The 21,543-nt window shown below is 62.2% G+C and carries 15 protein-coding genes and 2 riboswitches; of the genes, 5 read left to right on the forward strand and 10 right to left on the reverse strand.

What is annotated here, in order from left to right:
• Window positions 1-27: 27 nt before the first annotated feature.
• Window positions 28-1,119, reverse strand: a complete 1,092-nt coding sequence (locus tag BR71_RS08935) for an ABC transporter substrate-binding protein (RefSeq protein ID WP_043635880.1) — start codon at window positions 1,117-1,119, stop codon at window positions 28-30.
• Window positions 1,120-1,243: 124 nt separating this feature from the next.
• Here BR71_RS08935 and BR71_RS08940 point away from each other — a divergent pair, with 124 nt between their 5' ends.
• Together BR71_RS08940 and BR71_RS08945 are read left to right on the forward strand one after the other, a co-directional pair.
• Window positions 1,244-1,909 (forward strand): response regulator, encoded by a 666-nt coding sequence (locus BR71_RS08940; protein WP_043635883.1) that lies wholly within the window; start codon window positions 1,244-1,246, stop codon window positions 1,907-1,909.
• On the forward strand, window positions 1,910-3,337 hold the full coding sequence (locus BR71_RS08945; RefSeq protein ID WP_043635886.1) for a sensor histidine kinase: 1,428 nt from the start codon (window positions 1,910-1,912) through the stop codon (window positions 3,335-3,337). It begins immediately after the preceding gene.
• Here BR71_RS08945 and BR71_RS22850 read toward each other — a convergent pair.
• The gene (locus tag BR71_RS22850; RefSeq protein ID WP_081546138.1) at window positions 3,334-3,984 is read right to left on the reverse strand and encodes a TetR/AcrR family transcriptional regulator; all 651 of its coding nucleotides are present in this window, start codon (window positions 3,982-3,984) and stop codon (window positions 3,334-3,336) included. The genes BR71_RS08945 and BR71_RS22850 overlap by 4 nt on opposite strands.
• A 647-nt stretch (window positions 3,985-4,631) precedes the next feature.
• Window positions 4,632-6,215 (reverse strand): ABC transporter substrate-binding protein, encoded by a 1,584-nt coding sequence (locus tag BR71_RS08955; protein ID WP_043635889.1) that lies wholly within the window; start codon window positions 6,213-6,215, stop codon window positions 4,632-4,634.
• Window positions 6,216-6,402: 187 nt separating this feature from the next.
• On the opposite strand from BR71_RS08955, the gene BR71_RS08960 reads away from it, so the two are divergent.
• Entirely contained in the window at window positions 6,403-7,179 is a 777-nt protein-coding gene (locus BR71_RS08960) for a substrate-binding periplasmic protein (RefSeq protein WP_043635892.1), read from the forward strand.
• Here the strand turns inward: BR71_RS08960 and BR71_RS22855 are convergent, their stop codons facing one another.
• The 4 genes from BR71_RS22855 to gcvT form a co-directional block, all read right to left on the reverse strand.
• Window positions 7,180-10,605 (reverse strand): EAL domain-containing protein, encoded by a 3,426-nt coding sequence (locus tag BR71_RS22855; protein WP_052370447.1) that lies wholly within the window; start codon window positions 10,603-10,605, stop codon window positions 7,180-7,182.
• 170 nt (window positions 10,606-10,775) lie between these two features.
• Window positions 10,776-13,628 (reverse strand): aminomethyl-transferring glycine dehydrogenase, encoded by a 2,853-nt coding sequence (gene gcvP / locus BR71_RS08975; RefSeq protein WP_043635895.1) that lies wholly within the window; start codon window positions 13,626-13,628, stop codon window positions 10,776-10,778.
• A gap of 123 nt (window positions 13,629-13,751) precedes the next feature.
• On the reverse strand, window positions 13,752-14,138 hold the full coding sequence (gene gcvH, locus BR71_RS08980; protein WP_019103296.1) for a glycine cleavage system protein GcvH: 387 nt from the start codon (window positions 14,136-14,138) through the stop codon (window positions 13,752-13,754).
• A 73-nt stretch (window positions 14,139-14,211) separates the two neighbouring features.
• Window positions 14,212-15,300, reverse strand: coding sequence for a glycine cleavage system aminomethyltransferase GcvT (gcvT, locus tag BR71_RS08985; RefSeq protein ID WP_043635904.1), 1,089 nt, complete (start codon window positions 15,298-15,300; stop codon window positions 14,212-14,214).
• A gap of 41 nt (window positions 15,301-15,341) precedes the next feature.
• Window positions 15,342-15,438: riboswitch (glycine riboswitch) on the reverse strand.
• Between the two features lie 14 nt (window positions 15,439-15,452).
• A riboswitch (glycine riboswitch) is annotated at window positions 15,453-15,544 on the reverse strand.
• A 245-nt stretch (window positions 15,545-15,789) separates the two neighbouring features.
• Between gcvT and BR71_RS08990 the strand changes: the two genes are divergently transcribed.
• Window positions 15,790-17,481, forward strand: coding sequence for a dihydroxyacetone kinase family protein (locus BR71_RS08990; protein WP_043635907.1), 1,692 nt, complete (start codon window positions 15,790-15,792; stop codon window positions 17,479-17,481).
• Window positions 17,482-17,519: 38 nt separating this feature from the next.
• On the opposite strand, the gene BR71_RS08995 is transcribed toward BR71_RS08990, so the two are convergent.
• The 3 genes from BR71_RS08995 to gluQRS all read right to left on the reverse strand — a co-directional run bounded on the left by BR71_RS08995 (window position 17,520) and on the right by gluQRS (window position 21,056).
• Window positions 17,520-18,263 (reverse strand): M15 family metallopeptidase, encoded by a 744-nt coding sequence (locus tag BR71_RS08995; RefSeq protein WP_052370448.1) that lies wholly within the window; start codon window positions 18,261-18,263, stop codon window positions 17,520-17,522.
• A 139-nt stretch (window positions 18,264-18,402) separates the two neighbouring features.
• A complete protein-coding gene (locus tag BR71_RS09000; RefSeq protein WP_244269605.1) occupies window positions 18,403-19,743 on the reverse strand; it encodes an amino acid permease in 1,341 nt (446 codons plus the stop codon).
• Window positions 19,744-20,168: 425 nt separating this feature from the next.
• Window positions 20,169-21,056 (reverse strand): tRNA glutamyl-Q(34) synthetase GluQRS, encoded by an 888-nt coding sequence (gene gluQRS, locus BR71_RS09005; protein ID WP_043636086.1) that lies wholly within the window; start codon window positions 21,054-21,056, stop codon window positions 20,169-20,171.
• 135 nt (window positions 21,057-21,191) lie between these two features.
• On the opposite strand from gluQRS, the gene fdxA reads away from it, so the two are divergent.
• Window positions 21,192-21,515 (forward strand): ferredoxin FdxA, encoded by a 324-nt coding sequence (gene fdxA, locus BR71_RS09010; protein ID WP_019103290.1) that lies wholly within the window; start codon window positions 21,192-21,194, stop codon window positions 21,513-21,515.
• Window positions 21,516-21,543: the final 28 nt, after the last annotated feature.

The following is a 21,543-nucleotide window of genomic DNA, read 5'->3' on the forward strand; positions in this document are numbered from 1 at the left end:
ATGTCGGCCGCTGCGGCCGAGGACACGCTACTTCTTCAGCGCTTGCTGCCAGCTACGCATGAAGTCCAGCCGCTTGGCCTGGTCCAGATAGACCAGCAGGCCGGTACCCACCTGGATAGGTTTGGCGCTGCCGCCCAATTGCTGGTTCAAGGCAGCGATGGAAGCCGCGCCGCTCACGTCGCTGCGCAGCGAGAACAGCTCGGACTGATTGGCCAACACGCTTTGGCCGCGCTTGGACAGCAAATAATCCAGCCACAGCCGCGCTGCTCCGGGATTGCGCGCCTTCTTGGAAATGATGGCCAAGCGGCTGACCACTTGGGTGTAATCCTTGGGATAAACGTAGCCGATGGCCGGGTCTTTTTTCGCCTTGGCGTAAGCATAGGAGCCGAGGATGTTGTAGCCGATCAGGTTCTCGCCCGAGGAGATCCGCTCCATCATCGCGCCGGTGGAGGTTTGCAGCTTGACCCCCGTGGTGCCCAGCGTACGCGCCAACTCCCAGGCCCCGTTGGCGTTATGGCGCACGTCCTGAGTCAGAAAATTGAAGCCGACGCCGGACTTTTCCACATCGTAAGTCGTGACCTTGCCTTTGAAACGGGCCGGATTCGCCTTGAGGATGCGCACCAGGTCGGCGCGGGTCTGCGGGATTTCCTCCGGCTTCAGCAAACGCTTGTTGTAGACAATGGCCACCGGCTCGTAGGTGGTGCCGTAGGCTTGCTGTTGATAATGCGCCCAGGTCGGTATATTGGCCGCCTCCGGCGAGGCGTAGCTGGCGGCGTAGCCATCATTGACGAACTTCACCTGCAAATCCATCGCCGAGCTCCACACCACATCGGCGCTGGCGCTATTGGCCGCGTTCTCGCTGATGAAGCGGTTGTAGATCTCGGTGCTGTTCATATCGTGATATTCCACTTTGACGCCGGGATACAAGGCTTGGAAATCCTTGATCAAGGGCCTCGCCGCGGCACTGTCCGTGGCTGAGTACACCACCACCTTGCCCTCCTTGACGGCGGCGTCCACCAAATTCTGGTAAGCGGCGGGATAGCCGGCTGGCAGCGCCGCCCAAGCGGCGGCGGAACCCAGCGCACAGCACAGCGCGGACAGGCTTCTGACTCTATTCATGGTGTTGCTCCTAGGTAGATGAAGATGTTCGCGACATCTTTCGAATCGCGCAGCTCTATTGGCTTCGCTTCCCCAGCCATGATATTAGAGTAAAGCTTTCAATCCGCTTTCAGTGACCCACACCATGCGCTTGCTCTTAGTCGAAGACAATCCAGCCTTGTCCGAATCGCTGGCCCAGGCCTTGCGCCAGGCCGGCTTCGCCGTGGACTGCATGCTCAACGGCAGCGACGCCGATCATGTGCTCCGCACCCAGGACTACGCGCTGGCCATCCTTGACTTGGACCTGCCCAAACTCAACGGTTGGGAAGTGCTGCGCCGGCTGCGCGGCCGCAAGCAAACGCTGCCGGTGCTGATACTGACCGCGCACGGCTCGGTGGAGGAGCGGGTGCGCGGGCTGGACCTGGGGGCCGACGACTATCTGGCCAAGCCCTTCGATCTCAACGAACTGGAGGCGCGGGTGCGCGCGCTGATCCGCCGTAGCCACGGCAGAGAGAGCCCTCTGCTGGAATTAGGCCCCCTTAGCTACGACAGCGTCGGACGCCAGTTTCAGCTGAACGGCGACGCGCTGCATCTGACGCCGCGCGAACACGCGGTGCTGGAAGTGTTGATGTTGCAAGGCGGCAAGGCCATCGGCAAGAGCCAGCTGTCGGAAAAGATTTTCGGCCTGGATGAAACCGGCAGCGCCGAAGCCATAGAAATCTATGTGCACCGCCTGCGCAAGAAACTGGCCGGCCAGCCGGTTTCCATCGTGACCCTGCGCGGGCTGGGCTATCTGTTGACCACTCCGTAAATGCGAACCGCCCTCTCCCGTCTCAAACCCGCCAGCTTGCGCAAGCAATTGCTGCTCGGGCTGTCCGTTCCGCTGCTGCTGATGCTGGCGCTGGACGGCTGGATGACTTACAACCGCGCCTTGCAGGCGGCCAATACCGCCTTCGACCGCATGCTGCTCAGTTCCGGCCGCGCCATCGCCGACGGCGTCGCCGCCCATGACGGCGCCGTCAGCGTGGACATCCCCTATTTCGCTTTGCAAATGTTCGAGTCCAACGCTTCCGGCAAGGTCTTCTACCGCGTCAGCCGCGCGGACGGCGCGTTGCTCACAGGTTACGACGACTTGCCGCTGCCGCCACCGAGCCGGCGCGAGTCCATCCGCTACCAGCCCGATTACATGGACATCACCTACCACGGCGAGACGCTGCGCCTGCTGACCTTGCGGGTATCGGTGCGCGACATGAGCACGCTGCGCAGCCAGGACGTGTGGATACAAGTGGCGGAAACGCCGGAATCCCGGGAGCAACTGGCGCGCACCTTGCTCATCGGATCCCTGGCGCAGGAAACACTGCTCGGCATCCTCATGCTCGCCATCGTGCTGCTGGCGGTCGGCCACAGCCTGCGCCCTTTGCGTCGTCTGTCCCGTAATGTGGTGGCCCGCAAGGAAACCGATCTCAGTCCCCTGCCCAGCCGCGAGCTACCCACCGAGTTGACGCCCTTGGTGGATGCCCTGAACCAGCAAAGCGTGCGCTGGCACAAATTGCAGGCGGCGCGCCGCCGCTTCATCGACGACGCCGCCCATCAGCTGAAAACGCCGCTGGCGGTGATGCGGACTCAAGCGGAGCTGGCGCGTCGCCAGGCGCTCGAACCCTCATTGCGCCAGCAACTGGACAAACTGCTCGCCTCGCTGGACAGCGCCAGCCATGGCGTTCATCAGCTATTGCAACTGGCGCGGGTAGAGCCGGACAACGGCCAATCCATCAAACTGGACGACATGGACCTGGCCGCCTGGGTCAGGGACTGGGCACTGGAGCAAGCGCCCTGGGCGCACGGCCAAGGTGCGGATCTGGGTTACGAAGGAGAAGATACGGTGCGGATACGCGGCAACGCCGGTCTGCTGCGGGAATTGCTGGCCAACCTCCTGGACAACGCCATCCGCTACCACCCCAGGGACAGGGATGCGCAAATCACGATCGCGGCCGGCGCGTTGCCGACGCCGTGGCTGCGTGTCGACGACAACGGCCACGGCATCGCAGAAACGGAACTAGACAAGGTATGGCTGCGTTTTTATCGCATCGCCGGCGCAGCCAGTAGCGGCAGCGGCCTTGGCTTGGCCATTGTCAGGGAGATCGCCCACCGGCACGGAGCGGCGGTGGAGTTAAGCCGCAACGCCGGGGGCGGGCTCCGCGTCAAACTGCAGTTCCCCCCGGCCGGCAACGAAGCGGTTTAGAACGGAAGCTGGTACAAAGGGTTACGGCTATCGGCGCCCTCCGCTCGGATGCGCTCCAGTTCGGTGCGCAAGGCGGTCAGCAACCACTGTTCGCGCATTTTGTCCCCTTCCGGGTGCTCGTTCAGCATCCGGTACAAGGCCATGCCGTGGAAGGTGGTCATCATGGTCAGCAAAGTAGCGAAGAAGCCGGTAGAGATCGCGTAACGCGGAAACAGCGATGCCATCATCGCGACGAAGCGATCACGGAAGTAGTTGCTGGAGCTGGCCAGGAAGATTTCCCGCAGGTCGGCGGTGGTTCGGGCCGCCATCAGCAGTTCCATCAACACGATGTGGCGCGGCGACAGCACTAAGGCCTTCATCAGCGCGACGATTCTCTCCTCTTCCGGCATCGTGCCGGGCATTTCCGCCGCCAGCTTGAGCCCAGCCTCGAAAATATCGTCGACCACCTTGCGCCCCACCGGCAGCATCAGTTCGTTCTTAGTAGCGAAATGGCGGAACAAGGCCCCCTGAGAGACGCCGGCCCGGCTGCAGATCAACTGCACGCTGGTACCGTGATAGCCAAACTCCAGCAGACACTCGATGGCCGCTTCCACCAGTTTCCCAATGGTGGACTCCCTACGACTTTGTTGTGTTCGTCTAGTTTGCATTATATTCTTATGTCATGTTTATCCCAACCAAGCTTTGATGATACGCGAAACTTTTGCCATAAGCGAGGGTGAGCGCACGCTAAATAGGCCAGTGAGTAGTTTCAACTAGGGACAACCCAAAAAACGCTGTCCTTTTTAAGATTATTTCCCAATAACACTTAAAAAGAGGTCGCAAAAATTAAAATAATTATTATTAAATTGCTTAGTTCTAATGATTTGGAACATTTTGCATGACAGGCTGTCTTCGCAGCCGCGTCCATCGTGGTCTAGCGGCCGGCGTGGCATCCGCGCAACGTGGGAAAATAGCGGCAAGATCGCCGCTGATATGCGAAAAACAGCGCCATCGCCAAGATAATCGCTTGCACCGGCCTTTGACTCCCCAGCCCTCAGCCCACTCGCTCTCGGCGCACTGCGCTTCTTCTCAAGATAACAAGCACACACTCAAGCAATGTCATCCTTAGGAAGCAGACAGTTTCTAATCGAAAAAATAAATACTCTAAAACAACATTTCAACAAAAATACGATGCTGAATTAGTTGATACGGGAAAATATTCACTTATAAGTTCGCATCCGAACATTACCCTGAGTCTAGCGCCAGATGCTGACAAAACCTGACGGACCAGCCGCAAGCGGCCAGTCCGCCGGGCTCAATTCAACTGCGCCCGCCCAAAGTCCACCCGCCCAAACGGGCTAACCGCATAGCCGCTCAAACTCTTGCTTGCCAATGCGTAAGCGGTGGGATGCGCCAACGGCAGCCACAGGGCCTGTTCCTGGATCAACTTTTGCGCCGCCAGATACAGTTTGGCGCGCTGCGCGAAGTCGCTGCTCTTCTTGCCGTCGCTGATGAGCTTGTCCAGCTTGGCGTCGCAAAAACGCGCGAAATTGGTGCCGGACTGCACAGCCGAGCAGGAGAATTGCGGTGTCAGGAAGTTGTCCGGGTCGCCATTGTCGCCAGCCCAACCCATGAACAATAGCTCATGCTCTCCGGCTTTGGCGCGCTTGATCAGCTCCCCCCACTCGATCACCTTGATCTGCACCTTAACGCCGATCTTGGCCAGATCCGACTGCAACAACTCGGCGCCAGCCTTGGGATTGGGGTTCAGCGTGCTGCCGCTGGGTCGCACCCATACCGTGGTTTCGAAACCGTCTGGATAGCCTGCCTGGGCCAACAGCTTCTTGGCTCGCGCCGTATCGTAGGGATAGGGTTTCACGCCCTTGTTATAACTCCACGTATTGGGCGGATAAGGCAGGTCCGCCGCGGTGGCGGTGTTATCGAATACCGTTTTCAGGTAGCTGCTCTTATCGAAAGCCAGGTTGAGCGCTTGCCGCACCAAGGGGTTGTTCAGCGGCTTTTTCTGGCTGTTGAAGGCGATGAAAGCCGTCATGAAAGCAGGAGTCTGCAACACCTGCAGCTTGGAATCGGCCTTGGCCGCCAACACATCCTGCGGCTTGGGCGACAAGGCCAGCTGGCACTCTCCCGCCTTCAATTTCTGCGCCCGCACCGCCGAATCAGGAGTGATGGCGTAGATCAACGCTCCGACCTTGGGTTTGGCGCCCCAATAAGCGGGGTTTGGCGCGTAGCGCACCACCGCGTCCTTCTGGAAGCTACGGAAGACAAAAGGGCCGGTACCGATGGGCTTGGCGTTCAAGTCCGCCTGACGACCGGCCGCCAGCAACTGCCCGGCGTATTCAGCCGAGTAGATCGACGCGAAACCCATCGTCAGGCTGGACAGAAAGGTGGCTTCCGGATAGTTCAGCTCGAAACGCACGGTATTGGCATCGACCTTCTGCACGGCCTTGATCAGCTTGGGAAACTGCATCGACTGCGCGTGCGGATAACCGTTCGGCGCGCTCTTGTACCAAGGGTGCGCGGGGTTGAGCATCCGTTCAAAGGTGAACACTACGTCGTCGGCCGTCAGCTTGCGGCCAGGCTTGAAATAATCGGTGGCGTGAAACGCGACATTGGGACGCAGCTTGAAGGTATAGCTGAGGCCGTCCTCGCTGATCTGCCAGCTTGCGGCCAGCCCCGGGGTCACTTTGCGAGTAGCCGGATCGTATTCGACCAAGCGGTTCATCAGCACGTCCGCCGACGCATTGGTGGTGACGAGGGAATTGTACTGCACCACGTCGAACCCCTCCGGATTAGCGTCCGTGCACACGGTCAACGGGCGAGCGGCCAGCGCCAGGGTGGGTGCCAGGGCCAAGGCCAAAAGCGTCAATTGCTTGTTCATCGGCATTTCCTTATCAAACTGCATGGCATCTTCGGTATCAGAAACGAAGGTTAAGCGAATAGGCGCAAAAAACAAACCATCGATTATGCATATCCATATTCGCACCGCGGGCCAGACCGAAATTTGAGCCCTGCGCAAATTGCCGCTACAGTCAAAGCGAACAGCCAGAATACAAAGCGCCATCGACATGACCCGCCGCCACTGCCTGCTTGCTCTGCTTTTGACCTGCCTTGCCGCCACGCAACCGCGGGCCGCGCCGGGTCCCGCGCTGGATATCCTCACCGAGGATGATCCGCCTCTGACGTTTGAGCAAGACGGCAAGGCTTCCGGCCTGGTGGTGGAGGTGGTTCAAGGCATACAGCGCCGCGTCGGCAACCATGACCCCATCTCCGTTGTGCCTTGGGCGCGCGGCTACCGCCAAGCTCAACAGCAGCCGAACACCGTGCTGTTCAACACCAACCGCACCCCTGAACGGGAACGCATGTTCAAGTGGGTGGGCCCGGTTACCGAAACCCTGGGCTGCCTGTTCGTACGGCGGGACAGCCCGATCAAGCTGCAGACGCTGGACGACGCCCGCAAACTGCCGCAGATCATGGTGGTTCGGGACTGGTATCTGCAACAGCTGCTGAGCGCGCAGAACTTCTCCAATCTGGCCACCGTGGCCACGCCGGATCAACTACTGACCATGCTGATGCGCAAGCGCGCCGATGTCATCGTCAGTGAAAACACCACCCTGCCCCACCAACTGCGGCAACAGGGCTTCGACCCCTCTCAGGTACGCAAAGCGCTGACCTTCTCCCACACCTACGGCTATATCGCCTTTTCCCGCCAGACGCCGGATGCGGTGATCAAAGCCTGGCAGCAGGCGCTGGACGAGATGAAGCGCGACGGCAGCTTCGCCGCGCTGTACCGGCACTGGCTGCCCGGCGAGGCGGTGCCCGGCATTAACCCGCCAGCCCCGTGATCACTCGAAGCGGCTGCGCCACCAGGCCACCAGTTCCTCGGCCGGCAAGGATCGCGAATAGAGGTAGCCCTGACCGCTATGGCAGCCGCGCGCCAACAGCAAGGCGTGCTGGGACTCGGTTTCCACCCCTTCGGCCAGCACTTGCAGGCCCAGGCTTTCCGCCATCGACACGATGGCCGCCACCATCGCCAGGTCGCGCTCGTCGCTATCCAGCCTAATGATGAAGCTGCGGTCTATCTTCAATTCATCGATAGGCAGCCGCTTGAGGTAGGACAATGAAGAAAATCCGGTGCCGAAGTCATCCACGCTGACGTGAAAGCCCATACGTTTGAGCGTAGGCAGCGCCTTCATCGCGCTGTCCGCGTCCATCAAGGTGCCCTCGGTAATCTCAAGACACAGCTGCTCCGGCGGCGCCCCGCTTTCCTCGGCGATCAAACGCAAGCGCGACACGGCGTCCGGCAAACCAAAGAAGCGCGCCGAAAGATTAACGCTGACGCGCCAGGGCGGCAGCCCCTGCTCTCGCCAGGCCATGACCTGCTTGCAGACATTACGGAACACGTATTCGTCGATGTCGATGATCAGGCCGGTTTTTTCGGCGATGGCGATGAACTCGGCCGGCGATTGCTTGCTCCCATCCAACTCCCAGCGCAACAAGGCCTCCACCCCCAACATATCCTGGCTGCGCAGCGTCAGTTGCGGCTGGTACTCCAGCCTCAGCTCCTGCCGCTGCAGAGCCTGGCGCAGGCCGGTTTCAATCTGCAGGCGCTGACGCACGCCGTCGGCCATATCCTCGGAGAAGAAACAATAGCCGTTCTTGCCCGCGTACTTGGCGCGGTACATCGCCATATCGGCGTCGCGCATCAAACCCTCCGGCGTGTCGGCGTCGCAGGGGCAGCAGCTAACCCCGATGCTGGCGGACAAAAAATAACGGTGATCCCCGTCCTGGCACGGCGTCGCCAGCGCCGCCAGCATCTGTTCGGCCAAGTGCTCGGCGTCGCCGTCCGCGGCGTTTTCGGCCAAAGCCACGAACTCGTCGCCTCCGATGCGGAACAAAAGGTCGTGCCCGCGCACGCAAGCGCGCAGCCGTTCGGCCACGATGCGCAATAGGCGGTCCCCCACCTCATGCCCCAAGTTGTCGTTGATAAGGCGAAAATCGTCCAAATCCACCAACAACAGATACAAGCGCCGCCCCGAACGCTGATGATTCCTCAAGCTCCATTGCAACCGCTCATTCAACTGCACGCGGTTGGGCAGCTGGGTCAGGCTGTCATGCTTGGCGAGAAACTCGATATCAAGTTGCGAACGTTTCAAGGTGGATACGTCGCGGGCAAAACCCATCGCGCGCCGCGGCCGTCCCTGCTCGTCTCGCCACAGGCTGGCGCTCACCTGCATCCAAACCTGCCCCTGCTCCGGCGTGGCGACGCGAAACTGGCATTCGTGCAGGCTCTCTCCGGCCTCCGCCGGCAAAGCCAGCCACCGCCGGCGCAGCTCATCCAGATCCTCCGGATGGATTTGCCCCAGCAAAGCGTCCAGGCCGTCATGGCGATAGTCCTCGGCCCGCCCGAAAATACGCCCCACCGGCCCCTCCTCATGCAAGACGCCATCGACCAGATCCACCTCCCAGGCAATCTGCTCCGCCGCGTACAACGCTTGCTTCAGACGCATCGCCGAGCGGCGCCGCTCTCCAATCAATCGCCCCACCCTCGCCAGCAACTCCGCCACGGAAAACGGCTTGAACAAAAACTCCTGCACGCTGTTCTGCAGCATCCGCAGCCGCAGCGAGTCGTCGGCCCTCGCAGACAGCATCACCACTGGAATGTCCTCGGTCTGTCGATTGCCGCGCAGCGCCGACACCAGCTCTTCACCGCCCATGCCCGGCATCATCAGATCGCTAATGATCAAGTCCGGCTGCTCGCTCAAGGCCAATTGCAAACCGCGGCCGCCCTCCGGCGCCGTCATGACTCGATAATGTTTGCCCAGCGCACCGGCGATGAAGGCGCTCATATCGGGATTGTCTTCCACCAACAGCACCAGCGCTTGGCCGTTCTTGTCCGGCAAGGCCGTGGTCTCGCCCAGTTGCGGCGCGGGCAAAGGCACCGCGCCGCCGGCCAGCAGATCGTCCAGCCGCAAGTATTCCGACACCACCGGCGTTCCCGCCGGCGCCTCCAAGGGCAGGCTCAGTTGGAACAAGGCGCCGCCGCCCTCCGCCGCGGACAAACGCACTTCGCCATGGTGCAGTTCGATAAACTCCTTGACGATGGCCAGGCCCAGCCCGGTACCGCCATGGCGGCCGTAATCGCCGTCCTCCACTTGCACGAAGCGCTCAAAAACCTTGTCGCGCATCTCGGCCGGCACCCCCGGCCCATTGTCACGCACCCGAATGTCGGCTTGCCGGCCTCGCAGTTCCAGCGCGATCTGAATATGACCGCCGTCCGGCGTAAATTTGAAGGCATTGGACAGCAGGTTCAACAAAACCCGCTGCAACTTGATCGCATCGACCTGAGCCGGCGCCGTTGTCGGCGCGGCCACTTGGTAATCGATGCGTCTGTCGCTGGCCAGAGAGGCAAAATAAGAGGCTACATGGCGCACCAACTCGGCCAGATCCAGCTGCACATAACGCAGCTTCAGCTCCCCCGCGTCCAGCTTGGCCACGTCCAGCAAATCGTTCACCTGCTGCAACAACATGCGCGCCTGCCTCTGGATCAGGGATAGATTGGGCGCCTCCCCCGGCTCGGCTTGCCCGGACAGGAAGCGTTCGACCTGCCCCAGAATCAGCGTCAGCGGGGTGCGCAGCTCATGACTGACATTGGCGAAAAATCGCGTCTTCATCTGGTCCAGCTCCCGCATTTGCTGATTCAAGCGGGCCAGTTCGCTATTCGATTCCTTCAAGTCGGTATTGGCGCGAGCGATCAGCGCGTGCTGATTCACCATTTCGGCTTCTAAGACCGCCGCATTATTCTTCAACCATTCGACGGAAAAATCCCGCACCGCGCTCTCGCCGCGCAAGCGCACAAACTCGCTGACATCCTGAACGCTGTGGATGATGCAGCTGACGCTGCCGTCGGCGCGCTTCACCGGCCAATTGGTCGGGCTCCAGTAGCGCTCCTCGAAGCTCCCGTCCGGTCGGGGAATATCGTATTTCTGCATCGCCATGCTGTCCTCAACCCCGGTGGACAGCACACGCTGCAAAGAAATGCGCAGATTGCGCGAGCCTTCGCCTTCCGGTTCGTCGGGATTGACCGGAAAGATATCGAACAGATTGCGCCCCAGGATGGACTCGCGCCGGGTCAGCGTCGTCTGCAGATAAATATCGCTGGCGGCGACGACGTTGAAATCGGTGTCCAGCACCAAGTACAGCCCTGGCGACCGTTCGAACAGCAGCTGAAAATCCGGCGCGGCAATCGCAGCCGGCACGCTCAACGCCAACGCAGCCTCCTATTGATAGGGTTTACATACCAACGGCAAGCAGACTGCCGTCATATCCTCCATTAAATATGATATACGTATATTCACTCAACTCCAGTGTCAGATGGCCGCGTCTACACGCAAAAAAGCCCCGGCCAAGGCCGGGGCTGCTTTACGCTTGCCTGCGCGAATCAGGCGTAGCTGTCGGTGGACGGGCAACTGCACACCAGATTGCGGTCCCCGTAAACATCGTCGATGCGGTTGACGCTGGGCCAGAACTTGTTTTCCAGTACATAGGGCAGCGGGAACAAGCCGGTTTCACGGCTGTACGGACGCTGCCACTCGCCTGCGATGTCCGCCTTGCTGTGCGGCGCGTTGCACAGCGGATTGTCGTCCGCGGGCCACACGCCGTTCTGCACTTTGTCGATTTCCTGGCGGATCGCCGCCATCGCCGCGATGAAACGATCCAGTTCCGCCTTGGGCTCGGACTCGGTCGGCTCAATCATCAGCGTGCCCGGCACCGGGAAGCTCATGGTCGGCGCGTGGAAGCCGTAATCCATCAGCCGCTTGGCTACGTCCACCTCGGTCACGCCGCTGGCGGCCTTGAGCGGGCGCAGGTCGATGATGCACTCATGAGCCACCCGGCCGTTGGCACCGGTGTACAGCACCGGAAAGTGCTCGGCCAATCGCGTCGCCACGTAGTTGGCGGACAACAAGGCGTTCTCGGTGGCCTGTTTCATGCCCTCCGCGCCCATCATCGCGATGTACATATAGGAGATGGGCAAGATGGAGGCCGAGCCGAAGGGCGCAGCCGACACCGCGGTCTGGCCCGGCTGGGCGGTGGGCACCGACGCCACCACGTGGTTGGCGATGAACGGGGCCAAATGCGCCTTCAAACCAATCGGGCCCATGCCCGGGCCGCCGCCGCCGTGCGGGATGCAGAAGGTCTTGTGCAGGTTCATGTGCGACACGTCGGCGCCGATGTCGGCCGGACGGCACAAGCCCACCTGGGCGTTGAGGTTGGCTCCGTCCATATACACTTGACCGCCGTGCTGATGGATGATCGCGCAGATTTCGCGAATGGGCTGCTCAAATACGCCGTGGGTGGACGGGTAGGTAATCATCAAGGCCGCCAGCTGCGCAGAATGCAGCTCGGCTTTCGCCTTCAGATCGGCAACGTCGACGTTGCCCGCCTCGTCGCAGTCCACCACCACCACCTGCATATTCATCATCTGCGCCGTGGCCGGGTTGGTGCCGTGAGCGGAACGCGGAATCAGACAGATATTGCGCTGGCCGTCGCCGCGCGACTCGTGGTAGCGGCTGATTGCCAACAGGCCGGCGTACTCGCCCTGGGCGCCGGAGTTGGGCTGCATCGAGATGATGTCGAAGCCGGTGATCGCGCGCAGCTGCGTTTCCAGACCGGCGATCATTTCCAGATAACCCACTGTCTGTTCGCGCGGCGCGAACGGATGCATATTGGCGAACTCCGGCCAGGTGATCGGAATCATTTCGCTGGTGGCGTTCAGCTTCATCGTGCAGCTGCCCAGCGAGATCATCGAATGATTCATCGCCAGGTCGCGGCTTTCCAGTTTCTTCATATAGCGCAGCATCTCGTGCTCGCTATGATGGGTGTTGAACACCGGGTGGCTCATGAAAGCGGATTCGCGCTTCAACCCGGCCGGAATCGCATCGGCAGCCGCTGCGTCCAAGGCGGCGATATCGGCGCTCTTGCCTGTGAAGATTTCAATCAGACGCGCCAGATCGGTTTCAGTGGCCGCCTCGTGGAAAGCCACTCCCAACACATTGCCGCCTGCGCGGCGCAGATTGTAGCCGGCGGCCAACGCCGCCTGATACACCGCGTCGGCCTTGGGCACGTCAACTTGCACCGTGTCGAAGAAACGATCGAACACCAGCTTGCTGCCAGCGGCCTTGACCGCGTGCGCGAAAATGGCGGCCAGACGGTGGATGCGGGCCGCGATGCGCTTGACGCCCTCCGGACCGTGATACACCGCGTACATGCCGGCGATATTGGCCAGAAGCACCTGGCTGGTGCAGATATTGGAGTTGGCTTTTTCGCGGCGGATGTGCTGCTCGCGGGTCTGCAGCGCCATGCGCAGCGCGGTCTTGCCTTTGGCGTCCACCGACACGCCGATGATGCGGCCAGGGGCCGAGCGCTTCATTTCGTCCTTGAACGCGAAATAGGCGGCGTGCGGTCCGCCGAAGCCCATTGGCACGCCAAAGCGCTGAGTGTTGCCGATGGCGACGTCCGCGCCCATCTCGCCCGGGGATTTCAACGCCACCAAGGCCATGATGTCGGCGGCCACCACCGCCACCGCGCCCTTGGCCTTGACCGCGGCGATGTGCGGGGTCAGGTCGATCAAGTCGCCGGCCTCGCCCGGATACTGGAACAAGGCGCCGAAGTATTCGCCCTTGCCCGCCTCTTCCGGGTGGCCCAGCACCAGTTCAAAGCCGAAATACTTGGCGCGGGTCCGCATCACGTCCAGGGTTTGCGGCAGCACGCGGCTGTCCACGAAGAACTGGCCGGACTTGGCCTTGGACACCCGGCGCGCCATCGCCATCGCCTCGGCGGCGGCGGTGGCCTCGTCCAGCAAGGACGCGTTAGCCAGTTCCAGGCCGGTCAGGTCGATCACCATTTGCTGGAAATTCAGCAAGGCTTCGAGACGGCCTTGGGCGATCTCAGCCTGGTACGGGGTGTAAGCGGTATACCAGCCCGGGTTTTCCAGCAGGTTGCGCAAGATCACCGTTGGGGTCAGCACCGGGTAATAACCCTGCCCGATGAAGGATTTGTTGACCACGTTCTTGGCGGCGACAGCCTTCAGCGCGGCCAGCGCCTCGGCTTCCGGCATGGGATCCGGCAGTTCCAGCTTGCGGTTCAGGCGGATGTCGGCCGGCAGCGTCTGCGCCACCAGTTCGTCAATGGAGGCCACGCCGATGGCGGCCAGCATTTGCTCGCGCTCTGCGTCGGACGGGCCGATGTGGCGGGAGATGAATTCTTTGCGGTTGAAAAGTTCGGAGAGAGACATGAGTACGAGACCTTCTGTGCTTGCCGTCCGCGCCGCGGCTTTCGCGGCCAATCGGGTGTTGCTGGATATCCGGGCGAAAAAAACGCCTCGCGGCCAATCAGGACTGCGAGGCGGTTTTCACCATCAGGCGCCAATTTCCTTGGCGTAGGCGGCGGCGTCCATCAGGGCGTCCAGGTCCGCCGGATTCGCCGGCTTGATCTTGAAGAACCAGCCCGCCCCGTAGGGTTCACTATTGGCCAGTTCCGGTTCGGCTTCCAGTTCCTCGTTGATGGCCAGCACTTCGCCGGCAACCGGACAGTAAATGTCGGAAGCGGCCTTCACCGATTCCACCACGCCGGCCTGCTCTTCCTTGGCCAGCTTGGCGCCCACTTTCGGCAGCTCGACGAAAACGATGTCGCCCAGCAATTCTTGCGCATGCTCGGTAATGCCCACGGTCACGGAACCGTCAGCTTCCAGACGCAGCCATTCGTGGCTTTCAACGTATTTGAGTTCGGCGGGGATGTTGCTCATGAGTGTCTCCAGTCAAATCCAGGTCTTAACGATTATTCCCGGCCGCGTCGCGCGGCCTGCCTGAGCGATCGGCTCAGGCGAAAACTTTCTTGCCGTTGCGCACGAAAGGCATCTTGACCACGCGCACTTCGGTCAAGGTGCCGCGCAGGTCCACCAGCGCCTTGTCGCCTGTGCCTGCCGGCACGCGCGCGATCGCGATGGAATGCTTGAGCGTGGGCGAGAAGGTGCCGCTGGTGATCACCCCTTCGCCCACCCCTTCCACCACCACTTTCAGACCTTCGCGCAGCACGCCGCGCCCTTCCAGTACCAGGCCCACTTGCTTGGTCTTCACGCCGGCGGCTTTCTGCACCTCTAGCGCCTTGCGGCCGATGAAGTCGCGCTCTGCCGGTTCCCAGGCGATGGTCCAACCCATGCCGGCTTCCAGCGGGGAAACGGTTTCGTCCATATCGTGGCCGTACAGATTCATGCCGGCCTCCAGCCGCAGGGTGTCGCGCGCGCCCAGACCAATGGGCGCCACGCCGGCGGCCTGCAATTGTTGGAAGAAAGCGGCGGCTTCAACGCCGGGCAGCATCACTTCCAGGCCGTCTTCGCCGGTATAGCCGGTGCGGGCATAGAACCAGTCTCCTGCCGGCTGGCCTTGAAACGGCTTCAAGTTCTGGATGACGGCGGCGAGCTCGGGCTTGACCGAACAGACCTTGGCGATGGCTTGCGGGCCTTGCACCGCCAAGATGGACAGATCGCGTCTTACTTTGATGTCGACGTTGAAGTCCGCCTTGTGCCCTTCCATCCAGGCCAGATCCTTGTCGGTGGTGCCCGCGTTGACCACCATGCGATAGCCGTAGGAGGTCAGGTAGACGATCAGATCGTCCACCACGGTGCCGTCGGGCGTGAGCATGCCGGAATACAGCGCCTTGCCTTCGAAGCCCAGCTTGGCCACGTCGTTGGCGATCAGCCGCTGGAGCCAGGCCTTGGCGTCCGGCCCGCTGATGTCCAGCACCGTCATATGGGAAACGTCGAACATGCCGGCGTCGCTGCGCACGATTTCATGTTCTTTTAGTTGGGAGCCGTAATGGATGGGCATTTCCCAGCCGGCGAAATCGACCATCTTGGCGCCGGCGGCGATGTGGGATTCAAACAGGGGGGTGCGTTTCGGGGCCGTCATTGGTGCGTCCTTAGCAAAAGCGTGTAGTGTTGCTCTATTCCCTACACCCCTCTGTCCCTGCACCTGAGATTTTCCGGCCTTGCGACCGTTAGCCCCTTCGGTGGGCATCCGTGGACGCCGCTCTCCAGATTCGGCGAACTGGCTGCGGCCAGTCCGATAATGCAGTCCTTTTGCCTGAGCGATTGCGGGTGCGCTTGCGCCTTCGGCGGTGGCGCGGACGGCCACTCTCTCCTGCATGACGTGCCAGATTATGGTTGCTGGACCGGGCCTTGGCAAGCCGTGTTTATCTTCAACTTAAACAATGACTTAAAATATTCGAAACCGCAAATCATTGAACGGATATTGCTTCGTTTAAGATCGATTACGAACACATTTCACTTCGTTATCGATCACGCAATCGACAAATTCCCCCTCCAAGCAAAGCTGATCGTAAGATGACATCCATCTTTACCCAGCACGAGCTCTATCCGATATGGAAAGGAAACCACCATGCGAAAACTAATCAACGATCCGCGCCATGTGGCGCGGGAAATGCTGGAAGGCCTGGCCGACACCCTGCCCGGCCTGGCCCTGCTCGAAGAGGAAAACGTCTTGCTGCGCGCGGATCTTCCGGCTGGCGGTCAGCTCGACAAAGTGGCGCTGATCTCCGGCGGCGGCAGCGGCCACGAGCCTGCCCACGCCGGCTACATCGGCCACGGCATGCTGGACGCCGCCGCAGTGGGCGACGTATTCACCTCGCCCAGCGTAGACACCGTGCTGGCGGCGATCCGCGCCGTCGCCGGCCCTAAAGGCGTACTGCTCATCATCAAAAACTACACCGGCGACCGGCTGAACTTTGGCCTGGCGGCGGAGCTGGCCCGTGCCGAGGGCATTGCCGTCGACAGCGTGGTGGTGGCCGACGATGTAGCGCTTCGGGACACCGTGGAGCCGGCGCGCCGTCGCGGCATCGCCGGCACCGTGCTGGTGCACAAGATTGCCGGCGCGGTTGCCGCCAGCGGCGCCAGCCTGGCCGAGGTCGCCGCCGCGGCGCGGCAGGCGGCGGAACAGGTAGCCACCATGGGCGTGGCGCTGGGCGCCTGCACCGTGCCGGCAACCGGCCGCCCCGGCTTTCAACTGGACGACGACGAAGTAGAGTTGGGCCTGGGCATTCACGGCGAAGCCGGGGTACGCCGAGTGCCGCGCCAATCCGCCGACGCCTTGTGCGCGACGCTGCTCGACGCCATTGTCAGGGACCGCGGTTGGCAGGCCGGCCAACGGGTGGCAATGCTGGTCAACGGCCTGGGCGGCACTCCGCCGATGGAGCTCGCCATCGTGGCGCGCAGCGCGCTGGCCTCGGCGCGACGGCTCGGCTTGCATGTGGAACGGCTATGGAGCGGTAATTTCATGACCGCGCTGGAAATGCCGGGCTGCTCGCTGTCGCTGCTGGCGCTGGATGAGCAGCGCCTCGGCTGGCTGGATCAAGCCACCCAGGCCCCTGCCTGGCCCGGCTCCGGCCTTCTGCCGGCGCGACGCCAGCTGCGACCGGCGCCGCCGCGCGCGGCAGCAGAAGCCCTCTCCACCGCCAAAGCCGACCCCCAGCTGCGCGCCGCGGCTTGGGCCGCGGCCAAGGCGCTGGACGCCGCCGAACCGCTGTTGACCGAACTGGACGGAGCGGCAGGCGACGGCGATCTGGGCGTCAGCATGCAGCGCGGCGCGGCGGCAATCCGCGCCTTGCCGGACAGCGCCTGGAGCGATCCGGCCACGGCGCTGCGCACCGTCAGCCAGGCCTTGCGCCAAGCCATCGCCGGTAGCTCCGGCCCGTTCTACTCAACAGCCCTGCTGCGCGCGGCGCGGCGGCTGGACTCATCGAACGCGCCCAGCCCGCTCGACTGGGCCGCGGCGTTCAAGGACGGCGTCGCCGCCATCGCGGAACTGGGCGGCGCGCAGGTGGGCGACCGCACCATGCTGGATACATTAACGCCAGCCGCCAACGCTTTCGAAGCCGCTCTGAACGACGGCCAAAGTCCAAACGCGGCGTGGCGTTCCGCGCTGGAGGCGGCGGAACTCGGCTGCGCGGCCACCGCCGCCATGCGGCCGCGCTTGGGACGGGCCAGCTATCTGGGCGAACGAGCGCTAGGCGTGCCCGACGCGGGAGCCAACGCCGCGCTGGTCTGGTTGAAGGCGCTGGCCGGCTACGCTTGACGATGCGGCCGCCGCAAGCACGCGGCGGCCGCGTCAAATCAGGACGGCTCCAGCTCCATGGACGGGTAAACCCAGTCCACGCCCAAAGCCTGCCCCCACAGGCAGTCGCCCAAGTCGTAATGCCACCACTCCTCGGCATAATTGCTGAAACCGGACTGTTTCATCAGATTGAACAAGACGCGACGATTGTGACGCACCGCCAACCATCGTTCGGACGAAAAGCCCTGCGCGGGATCGTGCGGCACTTCGAAGTAGTCGGTGCGCGACGCCGGCTCGGCCGCGTCGAAAGCGGTGCCGAAATCGCAGATCTCCCCGGTATCCCGCCGGCAGATCGCCAGATCAATCGCGCCGCCCGAATTGTGCGGCAGCACCGCGAAACGGGCGGTATCGTCGGGATGGGCGGCAAACAAGCGCGCCTGCCGCTCCACCGCCGCCGCGTCCCAATCCGGATGCGCGGCGCGCACCTCGTCCAACACCATATGAAATAGATCGGCCTGAGTCTCGCGGCTGCGGTAAGCGTCGAACAACAACAGGCCGTAATCCGGGGCCAGCCGCGCCGCCGCCTCGCGCAAGCGGCGCGCAACAAAGGCCCGTGCCGACATTCGCTCGGCGCAGCCTTTGCGGCCGGCGAGGTAATAGCTGTTTTCCGGAAACAAACCGTCCGCGCGCTCCAGCGCGCAAGGCTCGTTTTCCTCCCTCATCTGCGCCAGCGTTAACGCGTCCGGCATCGGGTAAGCGAAATCGATGGCGACAAGCAGGCTATCGACGGCGGCTATCCTCATGGCAACTCCCAGTCTGAAACCAAAGCGCCCTAGTAAGCCACCAGCCAGCGGCATAGACAAGTCCATTTCGCCATGACGATAGCCTTGATCACAAAGAAAACGCGGCCGAGGCCGCGTGTCGGATCCAGCGCCGCCTCACTCACGAAGGGTCGGCGTAACGCTCCTTCACTTGCCAGACATAAACCGGCAGGCCCAGCAGCAGCAGGATCATGCCCCACATCACGATGTCGGCTCCGGAGCCGTATAAAGCCCACACCGAATAGGCGAAGCCCACGCCGGCGAAGCACAGCGGCGCCAGGTAGTCTTTGCGCTGGAACTGCTGGGGGCGCATCAGCATGATGGCCAGCAACGCCATCGAGCAAAACGCGTAAGGCAGCAAGGTGGTGGCGGTGGCCAGCAGAATAATGAACTCGAAAATTTTGACGCCGCCGTCGCCCCCCGCGTATTTCATCGCCATCAGCACCGTCACCAAGCCGCTGGACAACACCAGGCCGAAAATAGGCACGCCTTGCGGGTTCGTCTGAGCAAAGCGGCGGGGAAACAGGCCGTCGTGCGCGGCGGCGGCAGGCACATGCGCCTGCATCAAGCTCCAGCCGTTCAGTGCGCCGAAGCAGGAGACAATGGCACCGAAACCCACCAGATAGTAGCCCCAATCGCCCCACATCAACCTGGCTGCGTCGGCGAACGGCGCCTGCGAGGCCGCCAGCATCGCCGGCGGCATCAAGCCCATCAAGGCCACCGTGGACAAGATGTAGAGCACCGTAGCGATCAGAGTGCCCAGCACCGTGGCGCGCGGAATGGTTTTTTCCGGCGCGATCACGTCGCCCGCCGGCACCGACGCCGACTCCAGCCCCAGAAAAGCCCACAGGGTCAGCGCCATGGTGGCGGACACCGAACTGAGCAGGGGCTTGTCGTGAGGGTTGAACACGATGTTGTCCGGCTGCAAATGGAAAAACCCGAAGAAAGTGACAGCGGCCAACGGCAACAGCTTGAGCAAGGTGGTCGTCACCGCCACTAGACCGGAACTGCGCGCGCCGCGGCTGTTGATCCAGGTGACAATCCAGATCAGGCTGATGGCGAATACGCCGGCCAGCAGATTATCGTGCCCCAACACCGGAAAGAAGACCTGCATATAACTGGTGGCGGCCACCGCCAGCGCCGCGTTGCCGGCCCACAGCGCAATCCAGTAACCCCAGGCGATCCAGAAGCCGGCAAAACCGCCGAAGGCTTCATGAATATACGCGTAGGGCCCGCCTTCCTTGGGCAGAATGGCCGCCAGCCGCGCAAACACCAAGGCCAGGCAGATCGCGCCGGCGGCGGTGAGCAGCCAGCCTATCATCGACACACCGCCGAACGGCGCCAGCGACGCCGGCAACAGGAACACGCCGGAACCGATCATATTGCCCACCACCAGGGCGGTGCACATCCATACCCCCAGCGCCCGGGTCTTGGTCTTGCTGTCTAAATTGGTATTGCTCAAGGCTTGGTCTCCATCGGGCCTGCCGATTGACGGGCGCGCCGCGCGCGCGTGTTTCTACGATCATGCGATGGCGCCGGCGGAGCGGGTTCTGCCCGTTCCGTTCGCATTCAGACTGATACGGCTGAAAAAGCGCCCATGATAGAGGGCCGCGCCCGCAAGCTAGGCATGCTTTCTTTAAGCCGCTTGACCGGAGTCAACTGAAGCGGGACTTTGCGCCAGTGCGCGCGCATGAAAAAAAGGCGGCATTAGAACACAAATTCGACATAAAAACATGTCGCATTTTCCGTATGTCAACGAGAAGGCGATGGCAGTCCGCTTGTCGCGGCCAATGATGCGCAACAAGCGCGTGCGCAGATGCCAATATAGGTCAGCAGGCAGGGAAAAAAACACGTCAAATGCATAGTTTTGGCATAAAAGGGCGCAATTCAGGCGACCACCACAGGCCCTGCCGGCACCCGCGCCAGCGACCAGTGAGCGCGCGCCCACTGCCACAACTCGGCTAAACCGCCGCACTCCTCCGGCGGCGCATGCCCCAGACGGCTCAAGGCCAAACGCAGTGAAGCGGCGGCGTCCTCCGCCGCCACCGCCGGCGCCAGCGTCTGCTTGGACAGTTTCTCTCCCGCGGCGTTAACCAGCACCGGCAAATGGCAATAAGCCGGCGTATTCGCGCCCAGCGCGCGCTGTACCGCCACCTGGCGCGGCGTGGACACCAGCAGGTCGGCGCCGCGCACCACATCGCTCACCCCTTGCTCCGCATCGTCCACTACCACGGCCAATTGATAAGCCCAGTAGCCGTCCGCGCGCAGCAAGACAAAATCGCCGATATCGGCCGCCAGGTTCTGCCGGTACGCTCCTTGCAGGCGGTCATCCACCACGGTCTCGCCGGGTTCCACCCGCAGGCGCCAGGCTCGCCCCCCCTCCTCCGGACGCCTCAGCCGGCAATGGCCGGGATAAACGTAACCGTCCAGCCCGCGCCTCGCGGTCTCCGCGATCTTCTTGCGCGTGCAATTGCACGGATAAGCGTGGCCGGAGGCGACCAATTGCTCCAACGCCTGCCGATACAAGTCGTGGCGACGGCTTTGGTACACCACTTCGCTATCCCACTCGAAGCCATAGGCCTCCAAGGTGCGCAGAATGGCGTCCGCGGCGCCGGCCACCTCGCGCGGCGGGTCCAGGTCCTCCATCCGCAGCAGCCACTCGCCTCCGCGCGCGCGCGCCTCCAGATAACTGCCGACGGCGGTGCACAGGGAGCCGGCGTGCAACAAACCGGTGGGACTGGGGGCAAAACGCCCGCGATAGGGAGAAGCGTTCATGACGGATAGGAAATTTACGGCGGCAATGCGTTGTGAAGGGAATTTCTGGCTAATAATGTTGACTGATACGCTCAAATCATCGCCCAGAGGCCGCGCCAAACGGCGCAGCCGGCTTTCGACGACCAAGGAGCCAATATGGCCTACGTTGTAACCGATGCCTGCATCAAATGCAAATACACCGATTGCGTCGATGTCTGCCCGGTGGACTGCTTTCACGAAGGCCCCAACTTCCTGGCGATTGACCCGGAGGAATGCATAGACTGCACGCTATGCGTGGCGGAATGCCCAGTGAACGCGATCTACGCGGAGGACGACGTGCCGCCCGGACAAGAAGGCTTCGTCGCGCTCAACGCCGAGCTTTCCAAGCTCTGGCCCACTATCACCGAAAAGAAGGATCCGCTGCCGGACCACGAGGACTGGGCGGCGGTAGAAGGCAAGCTGCAACACCTGGAGCGCTGAGAACCGGTTCAAAGTCTCGCGAGCAAGA

This window comes from Chromobacterium haemolyticum DSM 19808 (assembly GCF_000711885.1).
GTDB lineage: Bacteria > Pseudomonadota > Gammaproteobacteria > Burkholderiales > Chromobacteriaceae > Chromobacterium > Chromobacterium haemolyticum.

What these genes read in the sequence shown, in the direction of transcription:
- BR71_RS22850 (WP_081546138.1), bottom strand. Translation starts at nt 3,984, where the DNA reads ATGCAAACTAGACGAACACAACAAAGTCGTAGGGAGTCCACCATTGGG.
- gluQRS (WP_043636086.1), bottom strand. Translation starts at nt 21,056, where the DNA reads ATGAACGCTTCTCCCTATCGCGGGCGTTTTGCCCCCAGTCCCACCGGT.
- BR71_RS08995 (WP_052370448.1), bottom strand. Translation starts at nt 18,263, where the DNA reads ATGAGGATAGCCGCCGTCGATAGCCTGCTTGTCGCCATCGATTTCGCT.
- BR71_RS08960 (WP_043635892.1), top strand. Translation starts at nt 6,403, where the DNA reads ATGACCCGCCGCCACTGCCTGCTTGCTCTGCTTTTGACCTGCCTTGCC.
- BR71_RS08945 (WP_043635886.1), top strand. Translation starts at nt 1,910, where the DNA reads ATGCGAACCGCCCTCTCCCGTCTCAAACCCGCCAGCTTGCGCAAGCAA.
- BR71_RS08935 (WP_043635880.1), bottom strand. Translation starts at nt 1,119, where the DNA reads ATGAATAGAGTCAGAAGCCTGTCCGCGCTGTGCTGTGCGCTGGGTTCC.
- BR71_RS08940 (WP_043635883.1), top strand. Translation starts at nt 1,244, where the DNA reads ATGCGCTTGCTCTTAGTCGAAGACAATCCAGCCTTGTCCGAATCGCTG.
- BR71_RS08990 (WP_043635907.1), top strand. Translation starts at nt 15,790, where the DNA reads ATGCGAAAACTAATCAACGATCCGCGCCATGTGGCGCGGGAAATGCTG.
- gcvH (WP_019103296.1), bottom strand. Translation starts at nt 14,138, where the DNA reads ATGAGCAACATCCCCGCCGAACTCAAATACGTTGAAAGCCACGAATGG.
- BR71_RS08955 (WP_043635889.1), bottom strand. Translation starts at nt 6,215, where the DNA reads ATGAACAAGCAATTGACGCTTTTGGCCTTGGCCCTGGCACCCACCCTG.
- gcvT (WP_043635904.1), bottom strand. Translation starts at nt 15,300, where the DNA reads ATGACGGCCCCGAAACGCACCCCCCTGTTTGAATCCCACATCGCCGCC.
- gcvP (WP_043635895.1), bottom strand. Translation starts at nt 13,628, where the DNA reads ATGTCTCTCTCCGAACTTTTCAACCGCAAAGAATTCATCTCCCGCCAC.
- fdxA (WP_019103290.1), top strand. Translation starts at nt 21,192, where the DNA reads ATGGCCTACGTTGTAACCGATGCCTGCATCAAATGCAAATACACCGAT.